The organism is Streptomyces sp. NPDC046931, from assembly GCF_040644655.1.
Lineage (GTDB): Bacteria > Actinomycetota > Actinomycetes > Streptomycetales > Streptomycetaceae > Streptomyces.
Genome location: NZ_JBEYWX010000003.1, coordinates 119,564 through 140,523 on the forward strand (window position 1 = coordinate 119,564; position 20,960 = coordinate 140,523).

Below are 20,960 nucleotides of genomic sequence, written 5' to 3' on the forward strand. Positions count from 1 at the left end.
GACTCACGTGGCAGAGGCGGAGCGCATCATCGGTACGCCGGATATCCCAGACGCGCCAGAGGGCGCCGGGGCGCGGGCGCCGGGAGCCGGTGCCACCGAGGCCCCCCGGCGCAGGCGCCGGATGGCGGTCCTGTTCGCGGTCGCCGCCCTCGCCTACGTCCTCGACCTGGTCAGCAAGCTGGCCGTCGTCGCCAAGCTGGAGCACCACGCGCCGATCCGCATCGTCGGGGACTGGCTGCGACTGGAGGCGATCCGCAACGCGGGTGCCGCCTTCGGCTTCGGCCAGGCCTTCACCGTGATCTTCACGTTGATCGCCGCCGCCGTGATCGTGGTGATCGCCCGGCTCGCCCGCAAGCTCTACAGCCTGCCCTGGGCGATCGCGCTCGGGCTGCTGCTCGGCGGCGCCCTCGGCAACCTCACCGACCGGCTCTTCCGCTCGCCGGGCGTCTTCAAGGGCGCGGTGGTCGACTTCATCGCGCCCAAGGGCTTCGCCGTGTTCAACCTCGCCGACTCCGCGATCGTCTGCGGCGGCATCCTGATCGTGCTGCTGTCCTTCCGCGGCCTCGACCCGGACGGAACGGTCCACAAGGACTGACCCCCGGGACCCTGCCCGGGCTCCCCCCGGGACCCTGCCCGGGCTTCCCCCGGGACCCCCCGCCGGGACTCTCGTACGGGGCTGTCGGACCCGTCCGGCATACTCGACGGGTGAGCACGCTTCCCGAGATCCGTACCCTGTCCGTGCCCGACGGCCTGGAGGGCGAGCGCGTCGACGCCGCCATCTCCCGCATGTTCGGCTTCTCCCGTACGAAGGCTGCGGAGCTGGCCGCGGCGGGCAAGGTGCAGGTCGACGGCGCCGTGGTCGGCAAGTCGGAGCGGGTGCGCGGCGGCGCCTGGCTCGAGGTGGAGATGCCGCATGCGCCCGCGCCGGTGCAGGTGGTCGCCGAGCCGGTCGAGGGCATGGAGATCGTGCACGACGACGAGGACGTGGTCGTCATCGTCAAGCCGATCGGTGTGGCCGCGCACCCGTCGCCCGGCTGGTCGGGCCCCACCGTGATCGGCGGCCTCGCCGCCGCCGGGTACCGCATCTCGACCTCGGGCGCCGCCGAGCGCCAGGGCATCGTGCACCGCCTCGACGTCGGCACGTCGGGCCTGATGGTGGTGGCCAAGTCGGAGCACGCGTACACGCTGCTCAAGCGCCAGTTCAAGGAGCGCACGGTCGACAAGCGCTACCACGCCCTCGTCCAGGGCCACCCCGACCCGACCAGCGGCACCATCGACGCGCCCATCGGCCGCCACCCGAACCACGACTACAAGTGGGCGGTCACGGCCGACGGCAAGCCCTCCGTCACGCACTACGACCTGATCGAGGCGTTCCGCTCCGCCTCCCTGCTCGACGTCAAGCTGGAGACCGGGCGCACCCACCAGATCCGCGTCCACATGGCCGCCCACCGCCACCCGTGCGTCGGCGACCTGACCTACGGCGCGGACCCCACGATCGCCAAGCGGCTCGGCCTGACCCGGCAGTGGCTGCACGCGGTGCGCCTCGGCTTCGAGCACCCTGCGGACGGACAGTGGGTGGAGTTCGAGAGCGTCTACCCCCCCGACCTGCAGACGGCGCTGGACAAGGTGCGCGAGGAGAGCTGGGCGTGAGCGCCGCGTTCGCGGTGCGCCTCGCCGAGGGCCCCGCCGACCGCGAGGCGTGCTTCGCGGTGCGCCAGGAAGTCTTCGTCCGCGAGCAGGGCGTCGCCGAGGACATCGAGTACGACGCCCACGACGCCGACGCCGTCCATGTGCTCGCGGTACGGCAGGACGGGGTGCCGCTCGGCACGGGCCGGCTGCTGTACGGGGAGGCGGCCGCGGGGAAGACCGGCGGCGACCCGTCCGTGGGCTGCCTCGGGCGGCTCGCGGTGACCCGGGAGGCCCGCGGTCTGGGCGTCGGCGCGGCGCTGGTGCGTGCGATCGAGGACGCCGCACGCGCGCGGGGCCTGACCGCGGTCGACCTGCATGCACAGACCCACGCCCTGGGCTTCTACGAACGGCTCGGCTATGCGGCGTACGGTCCGGAGTTCCCCGACGCCGGGATACGGCACCGGGCGATGCGACGACCCGTGTGACCTGATCCGCGGGGGGCAGGGGGGGAAGGAGTGACACAGCAGACTTGAAGTCCGCTGTGTGAACGTCGAACTTCCCGGAGTGCTGACCGTGGACCAGCTTGCCCTGTTGCTCCTGCTGTTGCTCGGGGCCATCGTGAGCGTCCCGGTCGGCGACCGGCTGAGGCTGCCCGCCCCGGTGCTGATGACGCTGGTCGGGATCGCGCTCGCCGTGCCCGGCTTCGTGCCCAATGTGAACATCCCGCCGCAGCTGATCCTGCCCGCGCTGTTGCCGCCGCTGCTGTACGCGGCGGTGCGCCGGACCTCGTGGCGGCAGTTCACGGCCAACAAACGGCCGATCTTCCTGCTGGCCGTTGCGCTGGTGTTCGTCACCACCCTCTGCGTGGCCGCCGTAGCGCACACCGTCGTGCCCGGTCTGCCGATCCCGGCCGCGGTCGCGCTCGGCGCGGTGGTCGCGCCGCCCGATCCGGTCGCGGCGACCGCCGTGGCTGGGCAGCTCGGACTGCCCCGCCGACTGGTGTCGATCCTGGAGGGCGAGGGCCTGTTCAACGACGTCACGGCGATCGTGCTGTACCACGTCGCGATCGCGGCCGTCGTCACCGGGACCTTCTCACTGCCGCAGGCCCTGCTCGAACTGGCGCTGTCCGCGGTCGTCGCGCTGGCCGTCGGGCTCGCCCTCGGCTGGGTCGCCAACAAGCTGATCGGTCTGCTCGAGGACGCCACCCTGCAAGTGGGCCTGACGCTGCTGGTGCCGTACGCCTCCTACGTCCTGGCCGAGGAACTGCACGGCTCCGGTGTGCTGGCCGTGCTGGTCACCGCACTGTTCCTGGCGGAGTACGCCGGCGACCCCGACGACGTGCTGAGGCGCCTGGCCGGACACACGTTCTGGGACGTGGTGGACACCCTGGTCACCGGGGTCGCGTTCGGGCTCATCGGGCTCGAGCTGCACCACGCCATCCGGACCGCGTCCGGGAGGTGGGGCCAGATGCTCGGCTGGGCCGCCGCGGTCGTGGCCGTGGTGGTGCTCGTACGGCTTCTGTGGCTGCTGCCCGCGACGTGGCTGACCAAGCGTCTGCACGCCCTGCGGGACTACGACGAGGAGATCCCCATGTCGTGGCGGGAGACCGTCGTGATGTGGTGGTCGGGTATGCGGGGCGTGGCCTCGGTGGCGCTGGCCCTGGCCATCCCCTTGACCACGGACGACGGATCGCGCTTCCCCGCCCGGGACGAGATCGTCTTCATCGCCTTCGGAGTGATCATGGCGACCCTGGTGCTCCAGGGGCTGACACTGCCGTGGCTGGTGAGGAAGCTGGGCGTGCGCGCCGACACGGTGCGTGAGAAGGAGTTCGAACGGAAGCTGGCGGTCCGCGCGGCCAGGGCGGCGAAGCGACGGCTGAGGGAGATCGAGGAGGTCGAGGAGCTGCCGGAGGAGCTGTCCGAGCAGTTGCTGCGGCGGGCCTTCGACATCGGTGCGCGCATCAGCCCCGACCTGGGGGACGAGGAGCGGCGCGAGGCGCACGAGCAGCGTGCCCGCCGCCTCAGGCGGCTGCACGGGATCCAGCAGGAGATGCTGAGCGCGGCGCGCCACGAGGTGCTCGCGGCACGCAGCGAACCGGGGGCGGACCCCGAGATCGTCGACCGGGTGCTGCGCCACCTGGATGTGCGCAGTCTGCGCTGACACCGCCGCACTCCCCGCCTTTGTACGATCGGATCATGGCGCGCAATGTGGTGATCAGCGGTGGCGGCACAGGAATCGGGCTGGCGGCGGCGAGGGCGTTCGCCGCGGACGGGGACCGGGTGCTGCTCCTCGGGCGGCGGGCGGAGGTGCTTCGGAAGGCCGAAGTGCCGGGGGCGCTCACCCACGCGGCCGATCTGAGCGATCCGCACGCCGTGCGCGGGGTCGCACGGTACGTGGCGGCGCTCGGCACCGTGGATGTCCTCGTCAACAGCGCGGGCGGCGCCGGGAACCTGGAGCCTCCGGCCGAGGCAGACGATCCGCTCGGCGCGGTGGCGCACACCTGGACCGTCGCCTTCCGTCTGAACGTGCTCACCGCGACCCTGCTCACGGAGGCGCTGCGCGACCGGCTCGCGTCGCCCGGCGGGCGCGTGCTGTTCCTCAGCTCCATCGCCGCCTACCGCGGCTCCGGCAGCGGGGCGTATGCCGCGTCCAAGGCCGCGCTGCACCCGTACGCCTTCGACCTGGCCCGGCAGCTCGGTCCCCGCGGCATCACGGTGAACGTGGTCGCGCCCGGCTATGTCGAGAACACCGGGTTCTTCGGCGACGCGATGGACACCGCACGGCGCGACCGGCTCGTCGCCGAGACCTCGACCGGCCGTGCCGGTACGCCCGGTGACATCGCCCAGACCCTGCACTGGCTGGCGTCCCCCGGCGCCCGGCACATCACCGCCCAGGTGATCCAGGTCAACGGCGGCGCCGAGCGGGGGCACTGACGGACCCGGGACTCAGCCCCGGCCCGTCCGCGACGACTCGTAGGCCTTGCGCATCCGGCCATCGGGCGACTCGTGCACCTCGAGGGCCGCCTCGTCGGGCGACTCGTGGCCCCCGCGGACCGCGCCGTCGGCCCACACGGGGCCGTTCCTGCTCGGCGGGGGGACGGCGTTCGCCGTGTTGACCCGGGGCAGCGCGTAGGGATGCTCCTCGTTCAGCCAGCGGATCATCCGCTCCCGGACGGTGACCCGCACCGTCCAGATGTCGTCCGCGTCCTTCGCGGTCACCAGCGCCCGCACCTGAAGGGTGTTGGGTGTGGTGTCGGTGACCTGGAGGCCGAAGGCACGACCGTCCCAGGCCGGGCACTCGCGCAGGAGGTCGCGGAGCTTGTCGCGCATCGCCTCCACGGGCGCGGAGTGGTCGACGTGGAAGTAGACGATGCCGGTCATCTGGGCGCCGCCCCGCGACCAGTTCTCGAACGGCTGCGAGGTGAAGTACGACACCGGCATGGTGATCCGGCGCTCGTCCCACGTCCGCACCGTCAGAAACGTCAGGGTGATCTCCTCGACGGTGCCCCACTCGCCGTTCACCACGACCGTGTCGCCGATGCGGACCATGTCGCCGAACGCTATCTGCAACCCGGCGAAGAGGTTGGAGAGCGTGGACTGAGCGGCGACACCTGCGACGATGCCGAGGACGCCGGCCGAGGCCAGCAGTGAGGTGCCGGCCGTCCGCATCGCCGGGAACGTCAGCAGCATCGCGCTGGCCGCCACCACCGCCACGACGGCCGAGACCACCCGCATGATCAGCGACACCTGGGTGCGCACGCGCCGGACCCGGGCCGGGTCGCGGTGGGCGCGGGCGTAGCGGGAGTACGACGTCTCGACGACGGCGCCCGCGATACGGATCACCAGCCAGGCGGCGGAACCGATGAGGACGAGCGTCAGGGTGCGCCCGATGGCGACCCGATGGGCATCCAGGAGCTTCGCCTGGTCGTAGGACCCTCTCAGCAGGGCCGCGCACAGAACGAGCTGGTAGGGGATGCGGCCACGCCGGAGCAGGCCCCACAGGGGAGTCTCGGGGTGCCCCGCGTTCGCCCTGCGCAGCAGGCGGTCCGTGGCCCACCCCACGAGCACGGTGAGCACGACCGAGCCACCGACGACGATCACCGGGCGCAGTACGTTCTCCATGCCTTCGAACGTAACCGGTCGGCGGCATCCTGAACCTGTGTCCCAGATCTCCCTGGGAACCCACTGTTCACAGCGTTGTCCGTGCCGGCTGGCACCATGGGTCCATGAACATCATCCTCTTCCACTCGACGTACGGACCGCGGCCCGCGGTCAGGGCCGCCGCCGACCGGCTGCGTGCCGCCGGGCACGAGGTGTGGACTCCGGACCTGTTCGAGGGCCGCACCTTCGAGACGGTCGAGGACGGCATGGCTTTCAAGGACGAGATCGGCAAGGAGGAGCTGCTCAAGCGGGCGGTCCTGGCCGCCGCGCCGTACTCGGAGCGAGGAGTGGTGTACGCGGGGTTCTCGCTCGGCGCGTCCATCGCGCAGACCCTGGCGCTCGGCGACAGGAACGCGCGCGGGCTCCTGCTGCTGCACGGCACGTCGGACATCGCGCCGAGCGCTCAGGTGGACGGGCTGCCGGTACAGCTGCATGTCGCCGAGCCGGACCCGTTCGAGACGGACGACTGGCTGAGCGCCTGGTATCTCCAGATGGGCAGAGCGGGCGCGGACGTCGAGATCTACCGGTACGCGGGCGCCGGTCACCTCTACACCGACCCCGGGCTGCCGGACTACGACGAGGAGGCGGCCGAGGCCACCTGGCGGGTGGCGCTCGGCTTCCTCGACAGCCTGTAGCGGCGGTCCCGCTACACCGGGTCGTAGGTCCTCTCGACCTTCTGGGTGCCGCTGCGGGTGCGGTACGAACGCGCCCAGCTGGAGGTGGCGTTCGCGTTCGTGCGGTCGGACAGGACGTAGTAGTCCATCTGCGCGCGGTCGGCGGTGAGGTCCAGGACGCCGTAGCCGTGCCGGTCGGTGTCGACCCAGTGGACGTGCCGGTTGGCGGCGCGGATCACCGGCGCGGCGACCGCCGAGACGGTGCCCTCGGGAACCTTGACGATGTCGTCGAGGTTGTCGGAGGTCACCGAGGTGACCACGAACTCGGTGGCCGCCGATGCCGACAGCGGGTACGTGCCCGCGTCCACCGGCACGTCGTTGGCCCACGCCATGTGGATGTCACCCGTCAGGAAGACGGTGTTGCCGATGGCGTTGGAGCGCAGGTGGCCCAGCAGTTCGCGGCGGTCGTCGGTGTAGCCGTCCCACTGGTCGGTGTTGGCGGCGATGCCCTCCTGCGGCAGCCCGAGCAGCTTCGCGAGCGGCTTGAGCAGGTCGGCGGAGAGGGAGCCGAACGAGAACGGCGAGATCATCACGGAGTTGCCGACCAGCCGCCACTTGGTGTCGGAGGCCTTCAGTCCCGCCTTCAGCCAGTCGAGCTGGGCGCGCCCCGTGATGGTGCGGTTGGGGTCGTCGACCGAGCCGCTGGCCGTGGCGGCCTGCTGGGAGCGGAAGGAGCGCAGGTCCAGCAGGGACAGGTCGGCGAGCTTGCCGAAGCGCAGCCGCCGGTAGGTGGTGCCGGCGACCGCAGGGCGGACCGGCATCCACTCGAAGTAGGCCTGCCTGGCGGCCGCCTGACGGGCCGTCCAGGTGCCCTCGGCGCCCTCGGTGTGGTTGACCGCGCCGCCCGACCAGGCGTTGTCTGCGAACTCGTGGTCGTCCCAGATCGCGATGACCGGGGCCTTCAGATGCAGTGCCTGAAGGTCGGGGTCGGTCTTGTACTTGCCGTGCCGGGTGCGGTAGTCGGCGAGGGTCAGGATCTCGTTCGCGGGCGCGTGGGGGCGCACGACCTTGCCCCGGGCCGCGTACTCGCCGGACTTGTACTCGTAGATGTAGTCGCCGAGATGCAGCCAGGCGTCCAGGTCGTTGCGGGCCGCGAGGTGGCGGTAGGCGGAGAAGTAGCCGGCCTCCCAGTTGGCGCAGGAGACCACGCCGAAGCGCAGGCCGGAGACGGAGTCGTTCGCCGCCGGGGCGGTGCGGGTACGCGCCACCGGAGAGTCGGTGCCACCGGCCGAGAACCTGAACCAGTAGTCGGTGGCCGGTTCCAGGCCGCGGATGTCGGCCTTCACGGTGTGGTCGGAGGCGGCCGTCGCGGTGGTGGAGCCCTTGGCGACGATGGTGCCGAACGCCTTGTCCTTGGCGACGATCCAGCTCACCTCGGTGTCCGGGCCGAGCCCGGAGCCGGGTATCGCCTCCGGGGCGGGGGTCACGCGGGTCCACAGCAGGATGCCGTCGGGCAGCGGGTCACCGGAGGCGACACCGTGCAGGAAGGCGGGGGCGTCACTGGCGGCGCGGGCCGGAAGCGCGGCGGCCAGCGGGCCCGCCAGGACAGCGGTCGCCGCCGCGGCCTTGACGACCGTACGGCGGCGGGGCGAGAGCGAGTTGAGGCCCTGGGATGCCTCGGATGATCTGTATCGACTGGTCACGACCGATCAGGTTACTGAGCGGTATGTGCGAGAGCGGGCGAACTTCGAAAGTTCGCCCGCTCTTCATGCGGAAGCCGGATTCCCCGTTGGCGTCAGCCCTTGAGCGCCGCGTCCACCAACCTGTTGAAGTCGGCGACCGACATGGGCGGCTGCTTACCGTCGGTGGTGAGCATCTTGCCGTCCATGACGAAACTCGGGGTGCCCGTCACACCGTCCTTGTTGGTGTCCCAGGTCTTGGACATGGCCAGCGCCCACGCGTCGTAGGTGCCCTTCTTCACGGCGTTCTGGAACTGGGCGTTGTTCTTCAGCGCCGGGACGGTGTTCGCGACCTGGATGAGGTAGTCGTCGCTCTTGAACTTGTCCTCCGACTCCTTCGGGTGCCACTTCGCCGAGTACAGCGCCGACTTGTATTCGAGAAACGCCTCCGGACTGACGTTCAGCGCGGCGCCCATGGCGCTCATCGCGTTCTTGGAGCCCTCGCCGTTGACGCCGATCTTGCCGCCCTTCAGCGAGTCGCCGTCGAGGAACGTGCCGCCGATGTACTGAATCTTGAATTTGCCGTCGTCGAGGTCCTTCTTCACCGTCGAGCCGACGGCCTGCTCGAACGCGGCGCACACGGGGCAGCGCGGGTCCTCGTAGACCTTCAGGGTCTTCTTGGCGGTGTCCTTGCCGATGACGACCGTGGTGCCATCGGTGCCCGTGGTGTTGGCCGGGGCGACGACCTTGGCGTCCTTCAGGCCCTCCCAGTGGCTGGGCTTGTTGGCCTGGACGACGGCGTAGCCTATGCCGCCGGCCGCGGCCAGCACGGCCACGACCGAGGCGGCCACGACGATCTGCCGCTTGGCCTTGTCACGCTTGGCCTGCCGCTCGCGCTCCACGCGCAGCCGCTCCCGGGCCGCCGTCTTTGCCGCCTGGGTGTTCCGCTTGCTCATCTTGGTGATCTCCATGTGGGACGCGCACAGGTCGTACGCGGGATACGTGTGGGGGACTGGTCGTGCTCAGTTGTCGCTCAGGCGAAGGCGACCGAGCACGGCGGTCCTCGCCGTCCCAGGGAGTGCACGAGGAGCCGGTCCCCGGCGATGACCGGGCGGGGGTGCGGGTTCCGTACCCGCCGCACCGCGGGTTCGGGCCGGACGGCCACCGCGGCCACCGCGAGGAGCAGCGGCCGGAACGTGGCCGCGGTCACCGCGCCCACCACCTGGGCCAGCGCCCGCTCGCCCCGGCGCAGCCAGACGGCGGCCAGCAGGCCCACGCAGACGTGCGCGGCCAGCAGCAGCCAGGCGGTGACCGGGCCGGCGTGCGCGAGGAGCGCCTCGGGGCGGCCGGGGGCGCCGGTCACCTGGGCCAGCGGGGTGCCCACGGTGCCGCCCCGGCACAGCACGTCGAGGCCGAACGCGCGAAGGGGGCCCGCGACCGGGCCGCCCGCCCTGCCGTAGCAGGCGTGCTGGCCGGTGGTGAACACCGTGTCCGCGGCCAGTTCCAGCGGGATCAGCAGGGCCGCGATCCGGCCGAAGCCGCGCTCGCGGCCTGCCAGCGCGAAGGCGCCGACGAACACGCCGGTGGCGACCGCCGCCACGGTCGCCACCGGCAGCGGGGCCCTGGACAACAGGACGTGCGACGCGGTGCCGAGCGTCACGACCACGGCCGTGAACAGCGCCGCGCGCACGGCTCTGAGCTGGGTCCCGGATATGTCCATAACGAAGGAAGAGTCTGTCACGCGGGTGGGTAAAAGCCCTCTAAAGGGTGCCTGTGCGTGCGAAGGTTACAGCCCCGGGATCCGTCCGTTGCGGAACAGGTCCACGAAGATCTGGTGGTCGGCCCGCGCGCGTGCCCCGTACGCATGGGCGAAGTCCACCAGCATCTCGGGGAAGCCGGCCTCGTCGGCGGCGATCGCCGCGTCGATGGCCCGCTCCGTGGAGAAGGGCACCAGGGACTCGCCGGACTGGTCGTCCGCAGCCGCGTGCATCGTGGCCGTGGCGCGGCCGAGGTCGGCGACCACCGACGCGACCTCCTCCGGGTCGTCGATGTCCCCCCAGTCCAGGTCCACGGCGTACGGCGACACCTCGGCGACCAGCTGGCCCGCGCCGTCCAGCTCGGTCCAGCCCAGCCAGGGGTCGGCGTGCGCCTGCAGGGCGCGCTGGGAGATCACCGTGCGGTGGCCCTCGTGCTGGAAGTACTCCGCGATCGCCGGGTCCGTGATGTGCCGGGAGACGGCCGGGGTCTGGGCCTGCTTGATGTAGATCACGACGTCGTTCTCCAGGGCGTCGCTGTGGCCCTCGAGGAGGATGTTGTACGACGGCAGGCCCGCCGAGCCGATGCCGATGCCCCGGCGTCCCACGACGTCCTTCACCCGGTAGGAGTCCGGGCGGGCCAGCGAGGAGTCGGGCAGCGTCTCCAGGTAGCCGTCGAAGGCGGCCAGCACCTTGTAGCGGGTGGCCGCGTCCAGCTCGATGGAGCCACCGCCGGGCGCGAAGCGGCGCTCGAAGTCGCGGATCTCGGTCATCGAGTCCAGCAGCCCGAAGCGGGTCAGCGAGCGGGCGTCACGCAGCGCGTCCAGGAGCGGGCCCTGGGCGGTGTCCAGGGTGAAGGGCGGCACCTCGTCGCGCTTGGCGCCGGTGGCGAGGGCGTGGACGCGCTCGCGGTAGGCCGCCGCGTAGACCCCGACCAGCTCGGTGATCTGCTCGTCGCCGAGCGCCTTGGCGTAGCCGATCAGCGCCATGGAGGCGGCGAAGCGCTTCAGATCCCAGGTGAAGGGTCCGACGTACGCCTCGTCGAAGTCGTTCACGTTGAAGATCAGGCGGCCCGTGGAGTCCATGTACGTGCCGAAGTTCTCGGCGTGCAGATCGCCGTGGATCCACACACGCGAGGTGCGGTCGTCCAGGTACGGGCCGCCGCGCTTCTCGGAGTCGAGGTCGTGGTAGAACAGGCACGCCGTGCCCCGGTAGAACGCGAAGGCGGAGCCCGCCATCTTGCGGAACTTCACGCGGAACGCGGCCGGGTCGGCGGCGAGCAGCTCGCCGAAGGCGGTGTCGAAGACGGCGAGGATCTCCTCGCCGCGTTGCTCGGCGCTGAGCTGCGGAACCGACATCGCGGGGTGCCTCCAGGTGCAGGTGGTGCGTGACTGTGGGACCGGATCGTCCGTTCCCTTCCAACGGACGACGGTACGCGGAAAGTGCCCGCGTCCCCTGTACGAGGACCCGGACGGCAGGGCCCGTGTCCGTCGCACGAAGGTACGGATACTCGGTCCGTTTCCCTCCGGATGAAGGTACGCGGGGAAGCCCGCCAGGTGTCAGTCCCGAGGCATAGACTTCGACGCTGTCCCCCCAGACCGTCCGCAGCCGGTCGGACGCCCGTCGACCATCGTTCGCCTTGGAGGCCGCAGCCGTGTCAAAGCCGCCGTTCACGCACCTGCACGTCCACACCCAGTACTCGCTGCTGGACGGTGCCGCGCGGCTGAAGGACATGTTCGACGCGTGCAACGAGATGGGCATGACCCACATCGCCATGTCCGACCACGGCAACCTCCACGGCGCGTACGACTTCTTCCACTCCGCGAAGAAGGCCGGAATCACCCCGATCATCGGCATCGAGGCGTACGTCGCCCCCGAGTCCCGGCGCAACAAGCGCAAGATCCTCTGGGGCCAGCCGCACCAGAAGCGGGACGACATCTCCGGTTCCGGCGGTTACACCCACAAGACGATGTGGGCGGTGAACAAGACGGGCCTGCACAACCTCTTCCGCCTGTCCTCGGACGCGTACGCCGAGGGCTGGCTCCAGAAGTGGCCCCGGATGGACAAGGAGACCATCGCGCAGTGGTCGGAGGGGATCGTGGCCTCCACCGGCTGCCCCTCCGGCGAGGTGCAGACCCGGCTGCGGCTCGGCCACTTCGACGAGGCCCTGAAGGCCGCCGCCGACTACCAGGACATCTTCGGCAAGGACAAGTACTTCCTGGAGCTGATGGACCACGGCATCGACATCGAGCACCGGGTCCGCGACGGCCTCCTGGAGATCGGCAGGAAGCTCGGCATCCCCCCGCTGGTCACCAACGACTCGCACTACACCTACGCGCACGAGGCGGGCGCCCACGACGCCCTGCTGTGCATCCAGACCGGCAAGAACCTCTCCGACCCCGACCGCTTCAAGTTCGACGGCACCGGCTACTACCTGAAGTCGACGGACGAGATGTACGCCATCGACTCCTCGGACGCCTGGCAGGAGGGCTGCGCCAACACGCTCCTCGTCGCCGAGATGGTGGACACCACCGGCATGTTCGAGAAGCGCGACCTCATGCCCAAGTTCGACATCCCCGAGGGCTACACCGAGGTCACCTGGTTCCAGGAGGAGGTCCGCCGCGGCATGGAGCGCCGCTTCCCCGGCGGCATCCCCGAGGACCGCCAGAAGCAGGCCGAGTACGAGATGGACGTCATCATCTCGATGGGCTTCCCGGGCTACTTCCTCGTGGTCGCCGACTTCATCATGTGGGCCAAGAAGCAGGGCATCGCGGTCGGCCCCGGCCGAGGCTCCGCGGCCGGTTCGATCGTCGCCTACGCCATGGGCATCACCGACCTCGACCCGATCCCGCACGGCCTGATCTTCGAGCGGTTCCTGAACCCCGAGCGCATCTCCATGCCCGATGTCGACATCGACTTCGACGAGCGCCGGCGCGTCGAGGTGATCCGGTACGTGACCGAGAAGTACGGCGCCGACAAGGTCGCCATGATCGGCACCTACGGCACCATCAAGGCCAAGAACGCGATCAAGGACTCCGCGCGCGTGCTGGGCTACCCGTACGCGATGGGCGACCGCATCACCAAGGCCATGCCCGCCGACGTGCTCGGCAAGGGCATCCCGCTGTCCGGCATCACCGACCCGAACCACCCGCGCTACTCGGAGGCGGGCGAGGTGCGCGGGATGTACGAGAACGAGCCGGACGTGAAGAAGGTCATCGACACCGCCAAGGGCGTCGAGGGCCTGGTCCGCCAGATGGGTGTGCACGCGGCCGGCGTGATCATGTCCAGCGAGACCATCACCGAGCACGTCCCCGTCTGGGTCCGGCACACCGACGGCGTGACCATCACCCAGTGGGACTACCCGAGCTGCGAGTCGCTCGGCCTGCTGAAGATGGACTTCCTGGGTCTGCGCAACCTGACGATCATGGACGACGCCGTCAAGATGGTGAAGTCCAACAAGGGCGTCGACATCGACCTGCTGGCGCTACCGCTGGACGACCCCACGACCTTCGAACTGCTCCAGCGCGGTGACACGCTGGGCGTCTTCCAGTTCGACGGCGGTCCCATGCGCTCCCTGCTGCGCCTGATGAAGCCGGACAACTTCGAAGACATCTCCGCCGTGTCGGCCCTGTACCGCCCGGGCCCGATGGGCATGAACTCCCACACCAACTACGCGCTGCGCAAGAACGGCCAGCAGGAGATCACGCCGATCCACCCCGAGCTGGAGGAGCCGCTCAAGGAGGTCCTGGACGTCACCTACGGCCTGATCGTCTACCAGGAGCAGGTGCAGAAGGCGGCCCAGATCATCGCCGGGTACTCGCTCGGCGAGGCCGACATCCTCCGCCGGGTGATGGGCAAGAAGAAGCCCGAGGAGCTGGCGAAGAACTTCACCATCTTCCAGGCCGGCGCCCGCAAGAACGGCTACAGCGACGAGGCCATCCAGGCCCTGTGGGACGTGCTGGTCCCGTTCGCCGGCTACGCGTTCAACAAGGCCCACTCCGCGGCGTACGGTCTGGTCTCGTACTGGACCGCCTATCTCAAGGCGAACCACCCCGCCGAGTACATGGCCGCACTGCTCACCTCGGTCAAGGACGACAAGGACAAGTCGGCCGTCTATCTGAACGAGTGCCGCCGCATGGGCATCCGGGTGCTGCCGCCGAACGTCAACGAGTCGGAGGCGAACTTCGCAGCGCAGGGCGACGATGTGATCCTCTTCGGCCTCTCCGCCGTGCGCAACGTCGGTACGAACGTGGTCGAGTCGATCATCAAGTGCCGCAAGGCCAAGGGCAAGTACACGTCCTTCCCGGACTACCTCGACAAGGTCGACGCGGTGGTCTGCAACAAGCGCACCACGGAATCGCTGATCAAGGCGGGCGCCTTCGACACGATGGGGCACACCCGTAAGGGCCTCACCGCGCAGTACGAGCCGATGATCGACAACGTGGTGGCGGTCAAGCGCAAGGAGGCCGAGGGCCAGTTCGACCTCTTCGGCGGCATGGGCGAGGAGCAGAGCAGCGAACCGGGCTTCGGTCTGGACGTCACCTTCACCGACGAGGAGTGGGACAAGACCTATCTGCTCGCCCAGGAGCGGGAGATGCTCGGTCTCTACGTCTCCGACCACCCGCTCTTCGGCCTGGAGCACGTGCTGTCCGACAAGGCCGACGCGGGCATCGCCCAGCTCACCGGAGGCGAGCACGCGGACGGCGCGGTCGTCACCATCGGCGGCATCATCTCGGGTCTTCAGCGCAAGATGACCAAGCAGGGCAACGCCTGGGCGATCGCCACGGTCGAGGACCTCGCGGGCTCGATCGAGTGCATGTTCTTCCCGGCGACCTACCAGCTGGTGTCGACCCAACTCGTCGAGGACGCCGTGGTGTTCGTCAAGGGCCGCCTCGACAAGCGCGAGGACGTACCGCGGCTGGTCGCGATGGAACTGATGGTCCCGGACCTGTCCAACGCGGGCACCAACGCGCCCGTGGTGCTCACCATCCCCGCGGTGAAGGTCACCCCGCCGATGGTGAGCCGCCTCGGCGAGATCCTCAGTCAGCACAAGGGCGACAGCGAGGTGCGCATCAAGCTCCAGGGCCCGCGCAAGACGACCGTCCTTCGACTGGACCGCCATCGCGTCAAGCCGGACCCCGCGCTCTACGGTGACCTGAAAGTACTGCTCGGCCCCTCCTGCCTGGCGGGCTGACCGTTCGCAACGACGGCGCGAGGGGCGCACCCATCAAAGGGTGCGCCCCTCTGTGCATATCCGGGCTCCCCTGACCACGTGGGGCTTCAGGCGCCCTGATACGGGCTTCAGTTGTGGCCGAAGCTCTGCTTCTTCTTCCGGGCGACCTCCGAGGGGCTGCCCTGGACCTGGGCTATCGGGGACTCGTGCGCATCCGAGGACCGCTGCCCCTGCTCGCGTGCCTGCTCGGACTGGGAGGAGCGGTTCTGGGGGCCCGCCTGCTTGCGGTTCTTGTTCTTGGCCATGGTGATCTGCCTCCTGTGGGGGATCTGAGGGCCAGAGCCGGGACCAGATTCACATAGGCTGACAACGCTCGCATGTCGGATAATTACCGTGTGTGACAACGCCTGTTCGTGCACAGGCGTCCCGATCCGCCACGCCGAAGATCGAGTTCCGGCCGTTAACCTTCGCGCGGTCGGGCAGACTCGAAGCAAGCCCGAAGCAAACCTCCCGGAAAGAGGGTGGATCGCGTGGACCGCTGCATCGTCCTGGTGGACGCCGGGTATCTGCTGGGGGCTGCCGCCAGCCTGCTCGCCGGGGAGCCCTCGAGATCCCGGATCACCGTCGACCACGCCGCCCTCATCCAGGGACTGCGCGAGCGCGCGGAGTCCGACACGGAACGGCCCTTGCTGCGCATCTACTGGTTCGACGGCGCCCCCGACCGGGTCCCGCAGCCCGAACACCGCAGGCTTCGTGTGATGCCCCGGGTGACCGTGCGGCTGGGCGCACTGACCCGCAGCGACGGGCGGTGGGCGCAGAAGGGCGTCGACGCCGCGATGCATGCCGAGCTGACCGAGCTGGCCCGCAACCGCGCCTGCTCGGACGTCGTGCTCGTCACCGGCGACGGGGACCTGCTGCCGGGCATGATGGCGGCCAAGGAGCACGGGGTCGCCGTGCACCTGTGGGCCGTGCAGGCCGCGGACGGCGACTACAACCAGTCCGAGGACCTGGTGGCCGAGGCCGACGAGCGGCGGGTGCTCGACCGCGCCTGGATCACCCAGGCGGTGCGCGCCAAGGAACAGGGCGGGGTGTGCGCGCCGCCGCCGGTCCCGCGTCCGGAGATCGCCGCGATCCTGTCCGCGCCGTTGCCAGAGTCGGCACTCGCGACGGCGGACGGGCCCGCCCAGGAGCCGGAGCACGTCGCGGCGGCCGCGTCGCGCAACGGCACCCAGGAGCGGGGACCGGCGCCCAGGGGCGTGCCGACGCCGAAGGACCTGGCCGCGCTGCGGGCGCCGGGGCCGCAGACCGCGCAGCAGCCCGCCGGGGCGACGCTGCGCTGGTCGTCCGACAAGGGCTGGGTGGACCGGCCGGTCGCGGCCGAGTCGCCGGACGCCGCCTCCCTGCCCACGCTGGCCCAGCTGACGACCGCGGAGCAGCGGTGGGCCGACCGGGAGGAGGACATCACCACGGTCGGCGGCGATCCCTACGAGGTGGGGCAGGTGTTCGCTCGGCGCTGGATCGGGCGCCTCGCCGACGCTTCCCATGTGCAGAAGCTCTCCGGCATGTACCCGAGGGTGCCGCACCGCATCGACGGGGAACTGCTGCGCTACGCGGCACGTTTCGGTCTGCTCGCGCACAAGGACGACCAGATCGACGAGCACGACCGGTACGCGATCCGGGCGGGATTCTGGCGGGAGATCGACCAGCGCACGACGGCGGAGCACGCGCCGGTCGGCGAGTAGTCCACGGGGCGTCGACCGGGCCCCGAGGGCCGCTCGGAGTCCGCCACCCCTTACCCTCGTCCTTTGTGAGTACGCGCACCGCACAGGCACAACGGCAGGGTGGCGATGTCGTGTGCGCCGTGCGCGGGCTGACCAAGACCTATCCGGCGGTACGAGGCCGGCGCGGCACGCCCGGGACGCCCGAGGTGCGGGCCACCGACGACGTACGGCTGGACGTGCGGCGCGGGGAGGTCTTCGGGCTGCTCGGGCCGAACGGCGCCGGCAAGTCCACCCTGGTCCGCCAGCTGACCGGGCTGATGCGGCCCGACCGCGGAAGCGTCGAGATCCTAGGCCACGACATCGTGCGCCATCCCGAGCGGGCCGCGCGGATCCTCGCCTACCTCGGGCAGGAGTCCACCGCCCTCGACGAGCTGACCGTCTCCCTCGCCGCCGAGACCACCGGGCGGCTGCGCGGTCTCGAACTGCGGCAGGCCCGGGCGGAACGGGACGCGGTGCTCGACGAGCTGGGGCTCACGCCGATCGCCGGGCGCCCGCTGAAGAAGCTCTCCGGCGGCCAGCGTCGGCTGGCCTGCTTCGCCACCGCCCTCATGGGGGAGCGGCCGCTGCTCGTGCTCGACGAGCCGACCACCGGGATGGACCCCGTCGCGCGGCGCGCCGTGTGGGCGGCCGTCAACCGGCGGCGGGCCGAGCGCGGGACGACCGTGCTGCTGGTCACGCACAACGTCATCGAGGCCGAGACCGTCCTCGACCGGGTCGCCGTTCTGGACCGGGGGCGGGTCATCGCCTGCGACACCCCGGCCGGGCTCAAGGAGCGGGTCGCGGGCGAGGTGCGGGTCGAACTCGTGTGGCGCGAACAGGCCCCACTGGAGGTACCCGAGGTGGCGGCGCTGCGTGACCGTGCCGTCGAGTCCGGACGCCGCTGGTCGCTGCGCATGGCCCCGGAGGAGGCCCGCGCCGCCGTCGCCACCGTCACCGGGGGCGCCGCCTTCGCGGCCCTCGACGACTTCACCCTGGCCACGCCGAGCCTGGAGGACGTCTATCTGGCGCTCGGCGGCAGCACCCAGGGCCTGGTGAAGGCATGAGTGCCCGGGGCGCCGGGCCCGTATGCACCCGAAGGGGCGCCGTGTCCGCGGAGGACGGGGCGGCGGCAGGAACGAAGAGGAGCAGCACGACGTGAGTGTCGTACCCGCCGAGGTTCTGTCCGGCGTCCGGGCGGCGCAGGACGGCGCCGGCGGTGAGGCCGCCCTGGGGCCGCGGGCCCGGTTGTGGCCGTCGCTCGCCGCCGTGTACCGGGCGCAGCTCTCCCGTGCGCGCATCGCGCGGATCCCCCTGCTGTTCGTGGCGACCTTCCAGTCGGTCGGCATCATGATCATGATGCGCGGGGTCGTGGACGGCGGGGCCGACGCCCGGTCCGTGGTCGCCGGGGCCTCCGTGCTGGTGGTCGCGTACGTCGGTCTCAACCTGCTGGCGCAGTACTTCGGCCAGCTGCGCGGCAGCGGCGGGCTCGACCACTACGCGACGCTGCCGGTGCCGGCCGCCGCGGTGGTGCTGGGAGCGGCGGGTGCCTACGCCTCGTTCACCGTGCCCGGGACCGTGGTGACGGCCGTCTTCGGCTGCGCGCTGTTCGGGCTGCCGCTCGCCCATCTGTGGGTGCTGGCCGCAGTGATCCCGCTCGCCGGGGCCGCGCTGTCCGGCCTCGGCGCCGCCCTCGGGCTGCTCGCGCCGCGTCCCGAACTAGCGACTCTGCTAGGGCAGTTGGGCATGTCGGCGGCACTGCTGCTGGGGGTGCTGCCGGCCCACCGGATGCCGGAGGCCGTCCAGGTCGTACGAGATCTGCTGCCCTCCACATATGGGGTCGAGGCGTTTGCGCGGACCTTCGGGGGGCACCCGGACTGGCCGTCCGTCCTCGGTGACCTGGCCGTGTGCGCCGCGGTCGGGGTGGCCTCGCTGGCCATGGCCACCTGGGCGTACCGCCGGGCGGCCGTCCGGTGACGCGGCCGACACACACGACTGGCAGGATGTGAAGGTGACCGCTCCGTTGACTCCGCCTCCCCCGCCGCACGAACAGCCCCCGCGCTCCCCGCACGACGGGTGGCAAGCCGTGTCCCTCCCGCCCGGGGCGGGTCCCGCTCCGCACGGCGCCACGGCCGCGTTCGGCGCGGACGGACCCGGTATGAAGACCGAGCTGCGGGAGGCCGCCGTGATCACGGTGGGCGTCGCGCTCGCCGGGCTGCTGTTCGGGGTGCTGTGGTCGTGGCTCGCGCCGCGTGTGCCGCTGGTGGGAGACGTGGTCGACAACGCCTGGGTGGTCTATCTCAAGGACACCGAGGGGGAGCAGGCCATCGGGGTGGACGGGACGTTCACGCTGCTCGCGCTCGGGTTCGGACTGCTCAGCGCACTGGCCGTCTTCCTGGTGCGCAAGCGGGGCGGGGTGCCGCTGGTCGTGGCGCTCGCCCTCGGCGGTCTGCTCGGCTCCCTGCTCGCGTGGCGGTTGGGCGTCTGGCTGGGGCCCAGCCAGAACGTGCTCGCGCACGCCAAGGCCGTGGGCAAGGGTGTGACGTTCTCCGCGCCGCTCAAGCTGGGCGCGAAGGGGGCGCTGCTGACCTGGCCGGTGGCCGCGCTGGTGGTACACCTCGGCCTGACGGCGCTGTTCGGCCCCCGGGACCCGGACCCCTACGCGACGCCGTACGGCCCGGCCGCGCCGCCGGTGGCGTAGGCCGTCCGCGGGTCGCGGCCGTGAACAGCCGTCGTAATGCACCCCTCGGGGGCGCCGGAGCAGCCGTGTGAGGCTGCCCGGCGCCTGGTAGGAGCCTGGTCACGCCGGACGGTGGCCGTGATTCGCGTGACCCTTCTTCATGCGCCATTTGCGCTTGCGTGTCCTCTTCGACATATGTCCGTAGTAGCCGAGGACGGGCTGTTCGTCGAGTGGTCAGATCCGGCCGATGGGGGCCAGCGTCGCCTCCGTGAGAGCGGCCAGGTCGGTCGGGGACACCTCCACCTCCAGGCCCCGGCGCCCCGCCGAGACGCAGATGGTCCGGTGCGACGACGCCGACGCGTCCAGGACCGTGCGCAGTTTCTTGCGCTGGCCCAAGGGGGAGATGCCGCCGCGCACGTATCCCGTCGTGCGCTCCGCCAGCGCCGGGTCCGCCATCGCCGCCCGCTTGCCGCCCACCGCCGTGGCCAGCGCCTTCAGATCCAGGGAGCCCGCCACCGGGACCACCCCGACCACCAGCGCGCCGTCCACGTCGGCCACCAGTGTCTTGAAGACCCGGTCGGGGGAGACCCCCATCGCCTCGGCGGCCTCCTCGCCATAGGAGGGGTGTGAGGGGTCGTGGTCGTAGGAGTGGACCGTGAAGTCCACGCCCGCGGCCGTCAGCGCCACCGTCGCCGGAGTACTGCCCGACTGCAGCTGTTGCTTCTTAGCCTTCTTCGCCATCCCGGCCTGTTCCTCGAAAAGTCGTACGTCAGTTCAGACTCGTCGGACTTCGTGTCAGGTCCGACGCGGGCAAGGAGGGCAGACTACGGATGATCGCGGTCTCCGCGCGCAGGAGTTTCAGCTCGTCCCGCAGGCGCGAGGCGGTGTCCGGGGCCTGGAGCAGCCGCTGTTTAGTCGGCGTGTCCAGCATCACCGCGGCCGCCACCAGGTACGACACCACCGCCGGTTCGTCCGGCAGGTCCGCACCCGTCGACAGGGACCTCTCCCGGGCACCCGCGAGCCGCTTCTGGTACTGGCGGAACGCCCGGAGCACGCCCTCGGCGAGGGCACCCGCCTCGTCGCCCGGCTCCTCCGGCAGCTCCTCCAGCTCGGCCGTCAGAAAGGGACCCGACGCGTCCACCGAGAGCAGCCGGACCCGGGTCGTGCCCGTCGCGAGCACCTCGAAGCCGCCGTCGGGCCGCTCCCGGATCGTCGCGGCGTCCGCGATGCAGCCCACCCCGTGGAACGCCTTGGCCGGGTCGGAGCCGAAGCCCGCCGTGGGTCCGCGCTCGGGCAGGGCCGTCGGGTCCGGCATGCCCGGCGCGCTCGGCGCCACCTCGTGGCCGTCGCGGATGGCGACGACGGCGAAACGGCGCGGTTCGTCCTCGGGAGTCTTCAGCAGGGTGTGCATCAGGGCGCGATAGCGCTCCTCGAAGACGTTCAGCGGGAGCACGAGTCCCGGGAACAGCACCGAGTTCAGTGGGAAGAGCGGGAGCCGGACGGTGGTCACGACC

The 20,960-nt window shown here is 70.9% G+C and carries 19 protein-coding genes; 11 read left to right on the plus strand and 8 right to left on the minus strand.

The window, feature by feature from the left end:
- Window positions 1–7 precede the first annotated feature (7 nt).
- From lspA to ABZ876_RS07730, 5 genes are all read left to right on the plus strand, one after another.
- Window positions 8–595, plus strand: coding sequence for a signal peptidase II (lspA, locus tag ABZ876_RS07710; protein ID WP_361775908.1), 588 nt, complete (start codon window positions 8–10; stop codon window positions 593–595).
- Between the two features lie 110 nt (window positions 596–705).
- A complete protein-coding gene (locus ABZ876_RS07715; protein ID WP_361775911.1) occupies window positions 706–1,650 on the plus strand; it encodes an RluA family pseudouridine synthase in 945 nt (314 codons plus the stop codon).
- Window positions 1,647–2,114 (plus strand): GNAT family N-acetyltransferase, encoded by a 468-nt coding sequence (locus ABZ876_RS07720; RefSeq protein WP_361775914.1) that lies wholly within the window; start codon window positions 1,647–1,649, stop codon window positions 2,112–2,114. Before ABZ876_RS07715 ends, ABZ876_RS07720 begins: the two co-directional genes overlap by 4 nt.
- 88 nt (window positions 2,115–2,202) lie before the next feature.
- On the plus strand, window positions 2,203–3,789 hold the full coding sequence (locus ABZ876_RS07725) for a Na+/H+ antiporter (protein ID WP_361776983.1): 1,587 nt from the start codon (window positions 2,203–2,205) through the stop codon (window positions 3,787–3,789).
- A 35-nt stretch (window positions 3,790–3,824) separates the two neighbouring features.
- Window positions 3,825–4,562, plus strand: a complete 738-nt coding sequence (locus ABZ876_RS07730; protein WP_361775917.1) for an SDR family oxidoreductase — start codon at window positions 3,825–3,827, stop codon at window positions 4,560–4,562.
- Between the two features lie 12 nt (window positions 4,563–4,574).
- Here the strand turns inward: ABZ876_RS07730 and ABZ876_RS07735 are convergent, their stop codons facing one another.
- Window positions 4,575–5,750: a mechanosensitive ion channel domain-containing protein gene (locus tag ABZ876_RS07735; protein ID WP_361775920.1), complete on the minus strand. Its 1,176-nt coding sequence runs from the start codon at window positions 5,748–5,750 to the stop codon at window positions 4,575–4,577.
- A gap of 104 nt (window positions 5,751–5,854) precedes the next feature.
- Between ABZ876_RS07735 and ABZ876_RS07740 the strand changes: the two genes are divergently transcribed.
- The gene (locus ABZ876_RS07740; protein ID WP_361775923.1) at window positions 5,855–6,424 is read left to right on the plus strand and encodes a dienelactone hydrolase family protein; all 570 of its coding nucleotides are present in this window, start codon (window positions 5,855–5,857) and stop codon (window positions 6,422–6,424) included.
- A gap of 11 nt (window positions 6,425–6,435) precedes the next feature.
- Here the strand turns inward: ABZ876_RS07740 and ABZ876_RS07745 are convergent, their stop codons facing one another.
- The 4 genes from ABZ876_RS07745 to ABZ876_RS07760 form a co-directional block, all read right to left on the minus strand.
- Window positions 6,436–8,106, minus strand: coding sequence for an alkaline phosphatase D family protein (locus ABZ876_RS07745; RefSeq protein ID WP_361775926.1), 1,671 nt, complete (start codon window positions 8,104–8,106; stop codon window positions 6,436–6,438).
- Between the two features lie 92 nt (window positions 8,107–8,198).
- Window positions 8,199–9,038: a thioredoxin domain-containing protein gene (locus ABZ876_RS07750; RefSeq protein WP_361775929.1), complete on the minus strand. Its 840-nt coding sequence runs from the start codon at window positions 9,036–9,038 to the stop codon at window positions 8,199–8,201.
- Window positions 9,039–9,115: 77 nt separating this feature from the next.
- Window positions 9,116–9,802: a hypothetical protein gene (locus ABZ876_RS07755; RefSeq protein ID WP_361776986.1), complete on the minus strand. Its 687-nt coding sequence runs from the start codon at window positions 9,800–9,802 to the stop codon at window positions 9,116–9,118.
- 66 nt (window positions 9,803–9,868) lie between these two features.
- Window positions 9,869–11,194, minus strand: coding sequence for a DUF2252 domain-containing protein (locus ABZ876_RS07760; protein WP_361775932.1), 1,326 nt, complete (start codon window positions 11,192–11,194; stop codon window positions 9,869–9,871).
- A gap of 296 nt (window positions 11,195–11,490) precedes the next feature.
- Here ABZ876_RS07760 and dnaE point away from each other — a divergent pair, with 296 nt between their 5' ends.
- Window positions 11,491–15,030 (plus strand): DNA polymerase III subunit alpha, encoded by a 3,540-nt coding sequence (gene dnaE / locus ABZ876_RS07765; RefSeq protein WP_361775935.1) that lies wholly within the window; start codon window positions 11,491–11,493, stop codon window positions 15,028–15,030.
- A 107-nt stretch (window positions 15,031–15,137) separates the two neighbouring features.
- Here dnaE and ABZ876_RS07770 read toward each other — a convergent pair whose 3' ends face one another.
- Complete coding sequence (locus ABZ876_RS07770; protein WP_361775938.1) at window positions 15,138–15,314, minus strand: hypothetical protein; 177 nt, start codon at window positions 15,312–15,314, stop codon at window positions 15,138–15,140.
- Window positions 15,315–15,539: 225 nt separating this feature from the next.
- On the opposite strand from ABZ876_RS07770, the gene ABZ876_RS07775 reads away from it, so the two are divergent.
- The 4 genes from ABZ876_RS07775 to ABZ876_RS07790 all read left to right on the plus strand — a co-directional run bounded on the left by ABZ876_RS07775 (window position 15,540) and on the right by ABZ876_RS07790 (window position 19,467).
- A complete protein-coding gene (locus tag ABZ876_RS07775; protein WP_361775941.1) occupies window positions 15,540–16,751 on the plus strand; it encodes an NYN domain-containing protein in 1,212 nt (403 codons plus the stop codon).
- A 110-nt stretch (window positions 16,752–16,861) separates the two neighbouring features.
- Window positions 16,862–17,833 (plus strand): ABC transporter ATP-binding protein, encoded by a 972-nt coding sequence (locus ABZ876_RS07780; protein WP_361776989.1) that lies wholly within the window; start codon window positions 16,862–16,864, stop codon window positions 17,831–17,833.
- A 91-nt stretch (window positions 17,834–17,924) separates the two neighbouring features.
- On the plus strand, window positions 17,925–18,743 hold the full coding sequence (locus tag ABZ876_RS07785; protein ID WP_361775944.1) for an ABC transporter permease: 819 nt from the start codon (window positions 17,925–17,927) through the stop codon (window positions 18,741–18,743).
- A 34-nt stretch (window positions 18,744–18,777) separates the two neighbouring features.
- On the plus strand, window positions 18,778–19,467 hold the full coding sequence (locus tag ABZ876_RS07790) for an AAA family ATPase (RefSeq protein ID WP_361775947.1): 690 nt from the start codon (window positions 18,778–18,780) through the stop codon (window positions 19,465–19,467).
- A gap of 213 nt (window positions 19,468–19,680) precedes the next feature.
- Here ABZ876_RS07790 and ybaK read toward each other — a convergent pair whose 3' ends face one another.
- Together ybaK and ABZ876_RS07800 are read right to left on the minus strand one after the other, a co-directional pair.
- Window positions 19,681–20,187, minus strand: coding sequence for a Cys-tRNA(Pro) deacylase (gene ybaK / locus ABZ876_RS07795; RefSeq protein WP_361775950.1), 507 nt, complete (start codon window positions 20,185–20,187; stop codon window positions 19,681–19,683).
- 28 nt (window positions 20,188–20,215) lie between these two features.
- A complete protein-coding gene (locus ABZ876_RS07800; protein WP_361775953.1) occupies window positions 20,216–20,956 on the minus strand; it encodes an LON peptidase substrate-binding domain-containing protein in 741 nt (246 codons plus the stop codon).
- Window positions 20,957–20,960 lie beyond the last annotated feature (4 nt).